This window comes from Gemmatimonadaceae bacterium, assembly GCA_036003045.1.
Lineage (GTDB): Bacteria > Gemmatimonadota > Gemmatimonadetes > Gemmatimonadales > Gemmatimonadaceae > JAQBQB01.
The window spans coordinates 1-13100 of sequence record DASYSS010000069.1 but is presented as its reverse complement, the minus strand read 5'-3'; the positions used below and the strand labels follow the sequence as shown (position 1 = coordinate 13100).

Annotated in this window: 13 protein-coding genes; 4 read left to right on the top strand and 9 right to left on the bottom strand. The window is 67.5% G+C overall.

All coding sequences use genetic code 11. The features are described from left to right. On the bottom strand, positions 1-630 hold a 630-nt coding region (locus tag VGQ44_16850; protein ID HEV8448502.1), incomplete at its 3' end, for a carboxypeptidase regulatory-like domain-containing protein. Between the two features lie 90 nt (positions 631-720). Further along, positions 721-2004: a tyrosine--tRNA ligase gene (tyrS, locus tag VGQ44_16845; protein HEV8448501.1), complete on the bottom strand. Its 1284-nt coding sequence runs from the start codon at positions 2002-2004 to the stop codon at positions 721-723. A 47-nt stretch (positions 2005-2051) separates the two neighbouring features. Here tyrS and VGQ44_16840 point away from each other — a divergent pair, with 47 nt between their 5' ends. After that, a complete protein-coding gene (locus VGQ44_16840) occupies positions 2052-3398 on the top strand; it encodes an amidohydrolase family protein (GenBank protein ID HEV8448500.1) in 1347 nt (448 codons plus the stop codon). A gap of 196 nt (positions 3399-3594) precedes the next feature. Further along, positions 3595-4188 (top strand): HNH endonuclease, encoded by a 594-nt coding sequence (locus tag VGQ44_16835; protein ID HEV8448499.1) that lies wholly within the window; start codon positions 3595-3597, stop codon positions 4186-4188. Between the two features lie 156 nt (positions 4189-4344). On the opposite strand, the gene VGQ44_16830 is transcribed toward VGQ44_16835, so the two are convergent. From VGQ44_16830 to VGQ44_16800, 7 genes are all read right to left on the bottom strand, one after another. Continuing rightward, on the bottom strand, positions 4345-4686 hold the full coding sequence (locus VGQ44_16830; GenBank protein HEV8448498.1) for a four helix bundle protein: 342 nt from the start codon (positions 4684-4686) through the stop codon (positions 4345-4347). 373 nt (positions 4687-5059) lie between these two features. Beyond that, a complete protein-coding gene (locus VGQ44_16825) occupies positions 5060-5671 on the bottom strand; it encodes a hypothetical protein (protein ID HEV8448497.1) in 612 nt (203 codons plus the stop codon). 65 nt (positions 5672-5736) lie between these two features. After that, on the bottom strand, positions 5737-7470 hold the full coding sequence (locus VGQ44_16820) for a hypothetical protein (GenBank protein HEV8448496.1): 1734 nt from the start codon (positions 7468-7470) through the stop codon (positions 5737-5739). 37 nt (positions 7471-7507) lie between these two features. Then, on the bottom strand, positions 7508-8899 hold the full coding sequence (locus VGQ44_16815) for a sigma-54 dependent transcriptional regulator (protein ID HEV8448495.1): 1392 nt from the start codon (positions 8897-8899) through the stop codon (positions 7508-7510). A gap of 11 nt (positions 8900-8910) precedes the next feature. Next, positions 8911-9237: a hypothetical protein gene (locus tag VGQ44_16810; GenBank protein HEV8448494.1), complete on the bottom strand. Its 327-nt coding sequence runs from the start codon at positions 9235-9237 to the stop codon at positions 8911-8913. Next, the gene (locus VGQ44_16805; protein ID HEV8448493.1) at positions 9237-9533 is read right to left on the bottom strand and encodes a hypothetical protein; all 297 of its coding nucleotides are present in this window, start codon (positions 9531-9533) and stop codon (positions 9237-9239) included. Before VGQ44_16805 ends, VGQ44_16810 begins: the two co-directional genes overlap by 1 nt. After that, positions 9526-10758 carry a HAMP domain-containing sensor histidine kinase gene (locus tag VGQ44_16800; protein HEV8448492.1) on the bottom strand — a complete coding sequence of 411 codons (1233 nt, stop codon included), beginning with the start codon at positions 10756-10758 and terminating at the stop codon, positions 9526-9528. Before VGQ44_16800 ends, VGQ44_16805 begins: the two co-directional genes overlap by 8 nt. Positions 10759-10853: 95 nt before the next feature. On the opposite strand from VGQ44_16800, the gene VGQ44_16795 reads away from it, so the two are divergent. Then, positions 10854-11276: a secondary thiamine-phosphate synthase enzyme YjbQ gene (locus VGQ44_16795; GenBank protein ID HEV8448491.1), complete on the top strand. Its 423-nt coding sequence runs from the start codon at positions 10854-10856 to the stop codon at positions 11274-11276. A 142-nt stretch (positions 11277-11418) separates the two neighbouring features. After that, positions 11419-13100, top strand: a 1682-nt coding sequence (locus tag VGQ44_16790; protein ID HEV8448490.1) for an NYN domain-containing protein, incomplete at its 3' end; no start/stop codon positions are given.

Sequence of the window (13100 nt, the reverse complement as noted above, 5' to 3'; positions counted from 1 at the left end):
GCGATGCAGCACGAGCTCCGTCCGGCCAAAACGTGCCGTGGACGACACGCGCACGTCAGCCGTCTGGCCGCTCGCGGCGTTTGTCACGGCGCGCACACTGAGGGCGGCATCGAGCGGCACGCCGCAGAGCGCGAACCGGCCGCGCGCGTCCGCCATCGCCGACACCCACTTGGCCGTGTCTCTTCCCGAGCCTTTCCACTCGGCGCTCACCGTCCCGGCCAGCGAGGCCGTCGAATCGCCGGCAAGCCGAAGCCGGCCGAGGAGAATGCCGCCGCTGCCGTAGCCGCGATCACCGCACGCGGTGCCGGCGATCTGCAACGCGCTCGGCACTCGCACGGCGACGCTGGTGGTCGCGCCGGCGACCGTCACCGGCGCGGAGTAGCCGGCATTGAGTGAGTCGAGCGACGGCGTGTGGATCGCGAGCAACTGTTCGCCGCTCGGCGCGCCCGCGATCGTGAATCGGCCCAGCGAATCGGTTGTCGCTTGAAGCGGCGTGCCGCTCACCGCGACCCGCGCGTGCGCCAGGCCCTTGCCCGACGCGGAATCGACGATCGTTCCGCGGATCGACTGCGCCAAAGCAAGAGTTGGTGCCGCCGAAGCGGCGATGGCCGCAACGAAAATCCTCGTCACTGTGGGTCCCCCTCCACCCGTCCACCCGTCCACCCGTCCACCCGTCCACCAATCGTGCATACAATTGGCGCCCGGCCCAGCATCGTCAAGTCAAGACCGCGTCACCCGGACGAGAGCGTATGTCTTTGCGCCTTTTCGAATCAGCAAATACTCGCCGCCCAACAGCTCGCCGAATCCAATCGGTTCGCGTTCCGGGCTGAGGCGACGCCCGTTCATGTAGACGCCGCCTTGCTGGACCATGCGACGCATGTCGCCCTTGCTCTTGAAGAGTGCGTCAGGCCCGGTGCACAGGACGTCGAGCACGTCGCCGGTCGTAAGCTGATCGGTGAACGCGACCGTAAACACGGGGATCTCGAGCGCCAGCGCCGCCAGCGCGTCGCGCGAGAGCGTGCGGGCGTCGCCGCCGCCGAACAAAAGATCGGAGACTTCTCTCGCCGTCGCGGCCGCACGCTCCCCGTGCACCCGCGTCGTGACGTCCGCCGCCAGCGCGTGCTGCGCTTCGCGTTTCTCCGGCGCGGTTTCGATCGACCCCTCGTGCGCCTCGATCGCTTCGTGGGCCAACAGCGTGAAGTAGCGCAGGTACTTCCCGGCGTCGCGGTCGTCCACGTTGACCAGGAATTGATAGAACTTGTACGGCGACGTGAGCGACGCGTCGAGCCAGACGGCGCCTGCTTCCGTCTTGCCGAACTTGGTTCCCGCGGACGTCGTGACGAGTGGCGACGTGATGGCGTGGGCGTCCTGGCCGGTGGTGCGACGAATCAGCTCGATCCCGGCCGTGATGTTTCCCCACTGGTCGCTGCCGCCCATCTGCAACCGAACGTCGTGGCGGCGGCGCAGCTCCAGAAAATCGTAGGCCTGGAGCAGCATGTACGAGAACTCGGTGTACGAGATCCCCGCCTCCATGCGACCCTGCACCGAGTCCTTCTGCATCATGTAATTCACCGTGAAGTGCTTGCCGACGTCGCGCATGAAGTCCACCGCTTTGAGCGACGTGAGCCACTCCGCATTGTCGAGCAGCTTCGCGGCATTCGAGCCGGTGAAATCCAGGAATCGCTCGAGCTGCTTGCCGATCGCGGCGGTGTTCGTCGCGATCGTCTCCGCGTCGGCGAGCGGGCGCTCGGACCCTTTCCCCGACGGATCGCCGATCAAGCCCGTGCCGCCACCGGCGAGCGCGACCGGTCTGTGCCCGAACTCTTGCAATCGCACCAGCAGCATGATCACGAGGAGGGTGCCGATGTGGAGGCTCGGCGCCGTCGGATCGAAGCCGATGTATCCGGACACCGGGCCCGCCGCCAGCGCGTCGCCGACCGTCTCCGTGTGCTGGTACAAAAGCCCACGCCACTTCAGTTCATCGAGCAATCCGGGCTTTGGCATGGGTCAAAAATAGGGCGGCCCAGCCGGAAACTCATATCTTTCCCCGCGTGATCAGATACCGCGCGCGCTGGGTCGTGCCCATCACCTCCGAGCCGGTGCGCGACGGTGTCGTCGCCGTCGACGGCGATCGGATCGTTTTCGTTGGCCCGCACGAAGAAGCGCCGCCGGGCGACGACCACGACCTCGGCGACGCGCTGTTGCTTCCCGGGCTCGTCAACGCACACACGCATCTCGAGCTCACCGCGATGCGCGGCTTTCTCGAGGACCTCGACTTCCGCCGCTGGATCTTGCGTCTCACCGCGGCGCGCCGAGACGTGCTCGACGCCGACGCGCTCCTCGACTCGGCGCGCTACGGAATCGAAGAAGGACTGCGCGCCGGCGTCACCACGTACGCGGACACGAGCGACTCTGGCGTCGTCGTGCGCGCGATGCGTGAGGCCGGAGTGCGCGGCATCGTCTATCAGGAAGTGTTCGGCCCTGACCCGGCGCAGTGCGACGCGTCGATCACAGCCCTCCGCCAGAAGGTCGCCGGGCTCCGCTATCTGGAAACCCCGCTCGTCCGCGTTGGCGTGTCACCGCACGCACCCTACACGGTTTCGGATCCGCTCTTTCGTGCGACGACTGAGTTCGCGCGCCAACACGGACTCCGCATGGCAATCCACGCGGCCGAGAGCGACGAAGAGCAGCGTCTCGTCGCCGACGGCGCCGGTCCGTTCGCCGACGGACTGCGCGGTCGAGGTATCCACGTCGGGATTCGAGGGCGTTCGCCGATCGATCTGCTCGATCGACTCGGCGTCCTCGACGTGCAGCCGTTGCTGATTCACTGCGTGCGAGCCGACGACGGCGACATCGCGGCGATCGTGCGTACCGGATGCGCGGTCGCGCACTGCCCGATCTCGAACGCCAAGCTCGGGCACGGCACCGCGCCACTCATCGAGCTCCTGGCGGCCGGAGTCACGGTCGGCCTCGGCTCCGATTCGGTGGCGAGCAACAATCGCATGGACCTGCTCGACGAAGCCCGCGTCGCACTCTTGTCGCAGCGCTCGCGTCTGCAGTCATTCGAGACACCGTCGGCGGCGGACGTCCTCGAGCTCGCGACGCTCGGCGGCGCGGCGTCGCTGGGTCTCGAGGGAGTCGTTGGGTCGCTGGAGGAAGGGAAGCAGGCAGACCTCGTCGCCTTCTCGCTCAGCCGGGTCGCGCCGACCACCGATCCCACGACCGCCGCCGTGTTCGCGCTCGGAGGTGCGCCGGCCACGTTCGTGGCGGTGGCGGGCAGGCCGTTGGTGTCTGGCGGACGACTTACGGGCGGGCGCCCGGAACTTGCCGCGAGGATGCAGCAGTTGGGCGATGCGCTCGCTGACTGGCTGGATGCCGGGGGGGAAACGGGACGCTAGCGACGGTGGAGCGATTGGGATTCGATCTTGTCGCGTCGCTGGCGTCTGCATAGCTTGCTGTAGAGCCTTCCGGCACATGCAGTTGCGCTTGTTGTTGGGGTTGGGCGCACGCCGTCGATCGCCCTTCGCAGTCTCCCCGTAGGCTGTACTGAAGGAGTTCGTGTGCCGATCCTCGAATAGAGGGAGGGGAAGCTTCGTGGTGCTTGGCTGTCTGGCCCTGAACGCCTCGTACGAGCCGCTGACGATGGTCCCGATGCGGCGCGCGCTCCGACTCGTGATTGACGGCAAGGCCGAAATCGTCGAGGCGGACTCGGATCGCGTCGTGCGATCAGAGCGCCTCACGATGCCGAGGCCAGCCGTAATCCGACTCACGAAGTTCATCCACGTGCCGCGGCGCTTCCGCCGGCAAGTGACGAACACGTTCCTGTTCGCGCGCGACCGTTATACCTGCCAGTACTGCGGCCGGCACATGACGGAGTTCAAGCCGCGCGAAGCGCTCACGCGCGACCACCTGATCCCGCTGTCCCGCGGCGGTACCAACGATTGGACGAACGTCGTGGCCGCCTGCAGCGGGTGCAACACGCGCAAAGGCAACCGGCTCCCCGAGGAGATCGGGATGCACCCGCTCTCGCACCCGGTCGAACCGCACTTCGTGCACCTCAGCTGGGCGGTACGCCGGCTCACACCGACGCAAGCGAGATACATCAAGACGTTCTACGGATCCGAGGTGCTGCATCACCTCGAGCAGCTCGAGCATCGTGGGCTTAAGACGGCAGGTTTGCGTAGCTGAAGACTGCGGATTGCGCAGCAAAAACGGCGGACTGCGCAGCTGACGAATTGCGCGACTGAAAGGGGCGCGAACTCCCGAACGGCGCGACTGCCAGACGGCGCGAGCGGCGCGACTGCCAAACGGCGCGGAGGGGCAGGGGCGCGGGGGGCCGGCGGTTTAGCTGTGTTCCAGCGAGTTTAGCATCCTGTTGATCACGACGAGGCGATTGCGCAGGCGCCAGTAGGTCGACCTTTCGAGGCGTTGCATGGCGAAGTTGGATCGCAGGTGGCCGATCGTCTCCTCCGCCTCGCCCCGCGCCACACGAATCGACTGAGCTCGACCGCCGCCGGGTCCACGGCCGAAGCCCTCGCGGATGTTCACGCCGATCGCGTGGGCGGACTGCGGAGCTGATAAACGTGCACGAGCCGCCGTTTGCGGTCGTCGATGAGCCGATTGATCTCGTCCTCGACGGCCTGCGCCGCGTCGAGTACATCGAGGTGTTCGGTGATTGTCGTCCATGCGCGACGTTAATGCCGGCTCTCGGAGATCCGTCACCGCTTTAACGCAAGCCGTATTGTTTCCCGCCGCCCGACCCTGGACACCTCGCGCCCTTCGCGCAATTCGGCCGTCGCCACTATTCACGCGGTTGGCTAGTCGCGCGGTTCCGCGGTTGGCTAGTGGCGCGGTTCCGCCGTTGGCCAGTCGCGCCGTCACGCTGTTGGCTAGCCGCGCTGTTCCCGCTATTGGCTAGTCGCGCCCTTCACGCTGTTCGGCAGTCGCGCTGTTCACGCTGTTTGGCAGTCGCGCCTTTCGCGTCCCTTGGCAGTCGCGCCCTTCGGGAGTTCGCGTCCCTTTCAGTCGCGCCCCTCGTCATCTGCGCCGTCTGCGCAGTTCATTGTGCATCGAATATTTCCGACCTCTGCTCATACTTTCTCTTATCCCCGCCAAGGATTCGCGACACGAGCGTCCCGATGCCGCTCCAAATCCCGCCCAACACGCCCCTCCGCTGCGGCGCCGACGAGCCGCGGAGCCATTGCTGGAGCGCGTCGAGATCGCTCACGGTAAGCGTCTGCACGTCGACCGACAGGTTGTAGTAAAAGCGCCCCGTGCGATCGGGGTGGATCGACGCGCGGTATGGTCGGCCGAACTGCGCCTCGGCGGCCGAGAGCGACGAGAAGCCGCCGAAGTTCTCGCTCACGACGTTCACGTCGTTCGCCATCGTGCGACGGATGACGTTGAATAGCTGGCTCGTCGGATCGTACGCGACGAGCACGTCCCATTCCGTGAGGCCGGTACGGTCGTCGCCGCCCAAGCCGCCCTTCGACCACAGCTCGAGCCGATAGTGGATGCGCGCCGGAAATCCGTTGCGCAACAGCTCTCGCGTCTTCGAGTCGGCGAGCAAGTTCGCGCTCGTGATCGACGGACCTTCCTTCGTCGCCGTCGCGGGAGTGACGGCCAGGCCGAGGCGCACGGCGCTCTCCTGCGCGGAAAGCGGCGCGGCCATGGCTCCAAACCACAGCGCCAGGCTTGCAACCAACCGCGTCGCCGACAATCGGCGCGGCCGACGGCTCAAAAGCGATGCCTCAGCCGGAAGAAGAAATTCAGCTTCTGCGCCGGCGTGGAGAGCGACTTCGCCGCGTAGACGCCGATTCCCGCGACGTCGAGACCGAACCCGATGTCGGTGCGGAAGGTCGACAGCGGCGGAATCTCCGTCGAGCCGATGCCGACGCTTCCCGGCGCCGTGCCGACGAGCCAACCGCGGCCCGCGTCGGCGAACACGACGTACGCGACGTCGCCATGCTCGCTGTGATAGTTCCTCGGCCAGTCCGGCCATCTTCCCGTGAAATCAAAGCGCAGGTCGCCCCGATACTCGACCTGTGCGAGCATGATCCGGTCGCACTGTGCCGGCTGCCCCAACACGAGGGCCGTTCCGTAGTTGCAATTGGCGACGTTCGGGGTGACCACGGAACGGAAATCGTATCCCGGAATCGAGCCGGGGCCGTCGACGGAGAGCCGCCGCTCGAGCGGCAGCTCGTTTCCGCCGAGCCAGCCGCCGAGCACGACGCGCATGTTCAGCTGATCGTTCGGCCCGAGGCGGTTGTAGCGGCGCAGGTCCAGGAATCCACGCGTGTACTCGACGTGATCGCCGGCCTGCGTCTCGCGCGGGAGCGACGTGAGTCCGATTTCCGTCGGACGACCCGCGCCGTGCTCGACGTTCGCCATCGCCAGCCACCCGGACCACGGGTCGTCCTCATCCGTCCGCGTGTCGAACGTGAGTGACAGCGTGCCGATGTGGAACACGCCGGCGTCGACCTCGGGGTTCGCGCGCCAGTTCTGCGCGTCGTTGAAGAGTGTGAACGGGTTTTTAAGCAAACGCGAATCCCAATGTTCTTCGGCGTAGGTGCCGGTGAGGCGCACGTTGCCCGTTCCGTAGAGCGTCGCGATCGCCGTCGCGCCATGGCGCTGGAAGTAGTCGCGATAATCGCGGCGGACGAGGAACGCGGCGAGCGCGCTCTCGACGCTGCTCAGCTGCCAGTCTTCGACCGGATCGACGACGCTGAACACGCGCCCGCCGATTCCGATCCCGCGCTCACGCCCGAATCGTATTTCGCCGCGCAGGTCGTGACCGACGTCGCCGTTCTCCGACTCGAAGCTCCCGGTGCGCACGATCGCCGACGCGCCGGCGTCGATGCTTCCCCACGGCGTGAGCCGGTGCATCACGGGACCGATGTTCAGCGGCCATCCCTCGACGCGGTTGTACGCGCCGGCCTGGACGATGCGAACTGCCTTCGCCCAATTCTCGTCGTGCTGCCGCTCGATACGGCGCCACCACGGGTCCTCGTCCGGTTCGCCCGTGCTGATCGCGACGATCCGGTCGCCGTCCTGTCGATACACGAGCGAGTCGGCGTACGTCCGGATTCCGCCGTCCACTCGCGCCGAGTCGGCGCCCTCGGCGCGACCGCCGATCACGAGGAGCGCGCCGTCGACGTGCGCCGAGGGGCGCAGCACGACGTTCGCGTTCAGCGCCAGCACGTTGCCCGTCACATGTCCCGCGATGAGCAGCGGACCGTGCTGCACCGCCACGTTGCCGCTCACTTCCTGGCCCGCGGCGATCTCCGCCTGCTCCGTCGCGCGCAGCGCGTTCTGTCCGTTCCACCGGTCCACCGCTTCGCGCCGCACGTCGCGCGGCAGCGACGAGCGCGCCGCGGATTGAATCTCCTGCGCGCTCGCGGCGGGCGGGAAGGCCGCATGGAAAATCGCGGCGGCGCCCGCGCCGATCAGTGCCAACGTTCGCCTACGCATGAGAACTCCAGTCAAGGTCGCGGGGCCCGGTCACCCGCTATTCGGCGCCGACGGCGATACCCAGCCGCCGCATCCTTCGATACAAGTTGGGCCGGTCGGTGTGCAGCCGTCGGGCCGCTTCGGCGACGTTGCCGTTTGCCATCGACAACGCGCGCGAGATGAGCGTGCGCTCGTAGTCGTCGAGCGTGTCGCTGAGCGACGATTCCAGCTCGGCGGCGTCGGGGAGGGGAAGCGCCGCCGGCGGCGTCGCCGCGCGCGGCGCGCGCTCGAGCGGAAGGACCGACGCGACGTCGGTTTCGGTCACGCGGCGCCCGGCGTGGAGAATCGCCAGACGCTCGACGATGTTGGCGAGCTCGCGCACGTTGCCCGGCCAGCGATGACGCGTGAGCGCGGCGATCGCGTCCTCCGTCCACTCGGGGACCGCCTGCCCGGTGCGCAACCGGTGCAACGCCGCGAAGTGACGCACCAGCGACGGAATGTCGCCCGGGCGATCGCGCAGCGGCGGCAGCGGAATCGGAATGACGTTGAGTCGGAAGAGCAGATCGTCCCGAAACGCGCCGTCGAGCACACCGCGCGCCAGATCCTTGTTCGTCGCCGAGACGATGCGCACTTCGACGCGCACCGGCTTTCCGCCGCCGACGCGTTCGATCTCCTTGGCCTCGATTGCGCGCAGCAACTTCGCTTGCGCCTCGGCGCCCAAATCGCCGACTTCGTCGAGGAACAGCGTGCCCCTGTGCGCCAGCTCGAAGCGGCCGATGCGCCGGTCCGTCGCGCCGGTGAATGCGCCGCGCTCGTGGCCGAACATCTCGCTCTCGACGAGGTCACGCGGGATCGCGGCGCAGTTCACGCGCACGAAGGGCCGGTCGCGGCGCTCGCTCCCCGCGTGGATCGCCGCGGCGACGAGCTCCTTCCCCGTGCCCGACTCGCCCGTGATCATGACGCGCGAATCGCTCGGCGCCACACGCTCGATGAGCGCGCGCACCTGCCGGATCCCCGGACTGTCGCCGACCATCTCGCCGCTGAGTCCGAGGTCGGCGCGCAGCGTCCTCGCTTCGCGGCGCGCCTGACGGAGCTCCATCGCCGACGACAACGCGAGCAGGACGCCCTCGGGGGAAAGGGGCTTCTCGAGAAAGTTGAAGGCGCCGAGCTTGGTCGCCTTCACGGCATCGCTCAGTCCGGCGCGGCCGCTCATCATGATGACCGGAACGTCGGGAAGCGACTCGCGCACGCGTGCGAGCGTCGCCATCCCGTCCATCTCGCCGGGAATCATCAGGTCGAGGAGGAGGGCGTCGGGCTCGGCTTCGAGCGCGCGCGTCAGGCCGCCGACGCCGTCGTGCGCGTCGCGGACCTCGTAGCCCTCGGCCGTCAGCAACGCGCCGACCATCCGCCGGATGTTCGACTCGTCGTCGATGATCAACACGCTCGGCATTTATACTTCTCTTATTTCGCGGGATCGGCGGCCGGGAGCGCGTTCTTCTGCATCTCGGCCATGAGCTTCGCGGAAAAACGCTGGGCTTCCGCGATCCGCTCGACTTCGACGGCGACCGCCTCGACGCCCTGCTCGATGCGTTCGAGGCGCGACAGCACCTCGGGCGACATCTGCGCCGGCGGCGGCGCGCCGCGCTCGAGGCGGCGCGTGAACGCGCGGATCAGCGGAATGCCCAGCGCGATGATCGCGACCGTCGCGAAGAACGCCTCGCTGATCTCGATCACCCCCGAGGGAATGACATCCGGCGGCATCTGGACTATCATGGTCGCGAGCATCATCAGGTCGATTTTCCGAATGACGGTGCCGCCGGCACCGCCGCGGCTCCATTGGTTCTCTCGGAGAGAAGCTTCGTCGTGAAGCGCTGTCCCTCCGAGATCCGCTCGACCTCGATCGCGATCGAGTCGATCGCGTGCTCCATCCGTTCGATCTGCGCCGCGAGCTCCGGCGGGACCGACGGCGCGATGGGCTGCCGGTCCATGCGTCTCGCGAGCGCCCGCGCCAGCGGGACGCCGATCGCCGTCACCGCAACCATCACGAAGAACGCGATGGGTACGAGAATGTCCTCGTTATGCATGCGCTTCCTCCATTCCATTTCGGTTGCCGTCGACGGGGAGCACGAATCGAATTTCCGTCCCGCCGCCGACGCGGCTGTCGGCGCTCACCGCGCCTTGATGCGCCAGCACGGCCTGCCGCGCGATCGCCAAGCCGAGCCCCGTGCCGCCGGGCTTCGACGTGACGTACGGATCCCAGATGCGCGAGAGACGGTCGGGCGAGATGCCGCACCCCGTATCCGCGACCGCGATCTCCACCGCCTCGCGCCCCGCGTGCGCCGTCCGCCGTACGCTCACCCCGACCGCGCCGCCGTCCCGGCACGCGTCCACCGCGTTGAGCATCACGTTCGAGAGCGCGCGCGCCAACGCGTCGTGGTGCGCCTGGATCATCGGCACGTCGTCCGCGACGTCGACCTTGAAGGTGACGCTCGGCGGAATGGTCGCGCGCGCCGTGTAGCGCGCGAGCTCACCGACGTCCACCTCGGCGCGCGGTCCTTCGGGAAGCCGTCCGAATTGCGCGAAGCTGCGCGCGAGCGCTTCGAGGCGCTGCGATTCCGTGGCCAGAACCTCGACCGTCTCGGCGAGCTCTGGCGGCGCTTCGCGCCGTAGACGTTCCACCGCGAAACGAATCGGCGTGAGCGGATTCTTGAGCTCGTGCGCGACCTGTCGCGCGCTCTCGCGCAGCGCGGCGGAGCGTTCGTTTTCGACGGCTCTCGCGCGTCCGATTTCCAATTCGCCGGCCATCTCGCGCATGCTGCGGCGCAGCACCTCGAACTCCGGCGCGCCGCGGCGCGGCGGTGTCGTAGGCAGCGGCTCGCCGCGCCCGATGCGCTCCGTCCAGCCCACGAGCTCGCGGAGCGGCCGGCTCAAGTTGCGGCTCAAGTGTCCCGCGACGCGCGACGCCACCACGGCGATCACCAGCACACCGACCAGCGTCGTGAGGGCCAGCATCTTCGCGCCCTGGCGGAAGACGAAGTCCGCTTGCCGCGAGTTGACCACGCTGCTGCGCAGCACTCGCTCGTGCGCGTCGAGCGATCGCCTCTGCGCGTCCGACAGATTCGCCCCACGAATGGCCGTCACCGCCCGCTCGCCGGTCGCCGCCACGCTGTCCCACGCCGCGGTCCCCGAAACGAGCGGAAGCACCAACGATCCGGTGGCGTTCCACGCGACGGCAATCAGGATCGACGGAACGAGGGCGAATGCGAGGAGGATGGCGAAGAGGCGGCCGCGAAATCCGACGCGCTTCACAGGGGCTCCCTACGGGGGGCGGATGACGACGGTTTCGGGGTCTAACATACTGGTGGTACTGGGCACCAACCACCCTGAGACACCCCCTGAGATACATGAAGACCCACACCGATTACCTCACGTTCGACACGAAGCGCCGCCAGGAGATCGTCGATATCACTGACGCCGTTGAACGGTGTCGCGCTTCGGCGAAAATCAGCGAGGGTATGGTGCTCGTCTCCGCGATGCACATTTCGGCCTCCGTTTTCGTGAACGATCACGAACCGGGTCTCTGGCAGGACATCCTGGATTGGCTCGAGGAGTCCGTCGCGCCCTGGGATCCCGAGCGATACCGCCACAACAGCGGCACCGGCGAGGACAACGCGGCCGCGCATCTCCGCTCGATCACGATCGGCCACGAGGTCATCGTACCGGTCACGGCCGGTCGACTCGATCTAGGCCCTTGGCAGCGAATCTTCTACGGCGAATGGGACGGCCAGCGTCCGAAGCGGGTGATTCTCAAGGCAATGGGAGATTGAGCCGTAGCATGGCTTTACGCCGTGATGCGCCCTACATTTCCGGTTTGACTCGCAAACTCGATGCATGAATTCTAGACATTCGCGCACTCCCTCAGCCCCCGGACGGGCGTCGGGCGCGCTCATTCACCGCGGGCCGCAGGCGATGTCCGCCGCCCCGTTCGTCCAGGCGACGATCCACGCGCCCAATGCAGCCCTCCTCATCGACTTCGACAACGTCACGATGGGGATCCGCTCCGACCTCGCCAAGGAGCTTCGCAGCCTCCTGTCGTCGGAGATCATCAAGGGCAAAGTCGCCGTGCAGCGCGCCTACGCCGATTGGCGACGCTACCCGATGTACATCGTCCCGCTCACCGAATCGTCGATCGACCTGATCTTCGCGCCGGCCTACGGGTCGTCCAAGAAAAACGCCACCGACATCCGCCTCGCCATCGACGCGCTCGAGTTGGTGTTCACGCGTCCCGAGATCGGCACCTTCATTCTCCTTTCAGGCGACTCCGACTTCTCGAGTCTGGTGATCAAGCTGAAGGAGTATGGCAAGTACGTGATCGGCGTCGGCATCCGCGAATCGTCGAGCGATCTGCTCGTCCAGAACTGCGACGAGTACTACAGCTACAACGCGCTCGCCGGCTTGGTGAAGACCAACGACGAGGAGCCGCCGCAGAAGTGGGATCCGTGGGAGCTCGTCACGGAGGCGGTGCAGCGCATGAAGCGCGGCAACGACGTGATGCGCTCCGACCGCCTCAAGCAGGTCATGCAGGAGATCGACGCGACCTTCGACGAGAAGAATCTCGGAATATCAAAGTTCTCGAGATTCTGCCAGGAAGCCGCGGGGAAGGGCCTGCTCAGCGTCACGAAGCTCGAAAACGGCCAGCTCGAGGTCGATCTCCCCGACACGACGGCGCCTGCCGGAGAAACGCGCGTCACCGCGGAGACGCCCGTCGTCCAGCCCGCCGCGGCGGCGACCGCCAACGGCCACGAAGAGCGTCCCAACGGGAGACGCAGAGGACGGCGCGGCGGACGCGGCCGCGGCGAGCGCGAGAGCCGCGAGACCCGCGAGACGCGCGAGCTGACCACGACCGCCGAAACGCCGATCGAAACTCCAGTTTCGACACCGGCCGTCGCGGCGCACGACGTGCCGCCGACGCCCGCCCCCCCCGTGAGTCGCCCTGCCATCCGTGAGCAACTCGAATTGGCGTCCGCGGAGACCAAAGACTCTGATGAGACGTCGTCCGGATCGAGCGGCCAGCTGCTCACGCGCGCCGAGGCGTTCGATCTCGTGCGTCGCACGGTGGCCGATCTGGTGCGGGACGACGAGTCCGTACGCGCCAGCGCCGTTCGCGCCCGCGCGCGTCAGCTGCTCGGCCGCGACTCGCAGAGCCTCAGCGATCGCATGTTCGTGCGCATCCTCAAGGACGCGCACGACGAAGGCCTCATCGATCTGCGTCGCCGTGGCAACGACTTCGAGGTCGCACGCGCGGCTGAAGCTGCGTCGGTCGCCGAGCAGGTTGCGTCGAAGGAGCGTGCGGCTGCAGCGGCAGCGGCGCCTGCCGTCCCCGCCACGCCGGCGCCTCGTGTTGGAATGGGGCCGCGTGCAGTCGGTGGACGCGGTCGCCAGACCGGCGCAATGCCGGCGAACCTGCTTGCGTTTGGTGTCGTCGGGGACACGCGAACCGCGCAGCCTCCTTCCCCCGCTCCTGCACCAATCGTTGTGACGAAGGAGCCGGAGGTCGCGGCTGCTCAGGCCAAGCCCACGGCTGCGGCAAAGCGCGGACGCGGTGCTCGTGGAAAATCCGTGGCGAAAGCGGAGGAGCCGCCGAAGCCCGC

Excerpts from the sequence above, each read along its gene's own strand:
- tyrS (HEV8448501.1), bottom strand. The coding sequence starts at position 2,004 with ATGCCAAAGCCCGGATTGCTCGATGAACTGAAGTGGCGTGGGCTTTTG.
- VGQ44_16830 (HEV8448498.1), bottom strand. The coding sequence starts at position 4,686 with ATGGACGACAATCACCGAACACCTCGATGTACTCGACGCGGCGCAGGC.
- VGQ44_16825 (HEV8448497.1), bottom strand. The coding sequence starts at position 5,671 with ATGGCCGCGCCGCTTTCCGCGCAGGAGAGCGCCGTGCGCCTCGGCCTG.
- VGQ44_16820 (HEV8448496.1), bottom strand. The coding sequence starts at position 7,470 with ATGCGTAGGCGAACGTTGGCACTGATCGGCGCGGGCGCCGCCGCGATT.
- VGQ44_16815 (HEV8448495.1), bottom strand. The coding sequence starts at position 8,899 with ATGCCGAGCGTGTTGATCATCGACGACGAGTCGAACATCCGGCGGATG.
- VGQ44_16810 (HEV8448494.1), bottom strand. The coding sequence starts at position 9,237 with ATGATGCTCGCGACCATGATAGTCCAGATGCCGCCGGATGTCATTCCC.
- VGQ44_16805 (HEV8448493.1), bottom strand. The coding sequence starts at position 9,533 with ATGCATAACGAGGACATTCTCGTACCCATCGCGTTCTTCGTGATGGTT.
- VGQ44_16795 (HEV8448491.1), top strand. The coding sequence starts at position 10,854 with ATGAAGACCCACACCGATTACCTCACGTTCGACACGAAGCGCCGCCAG.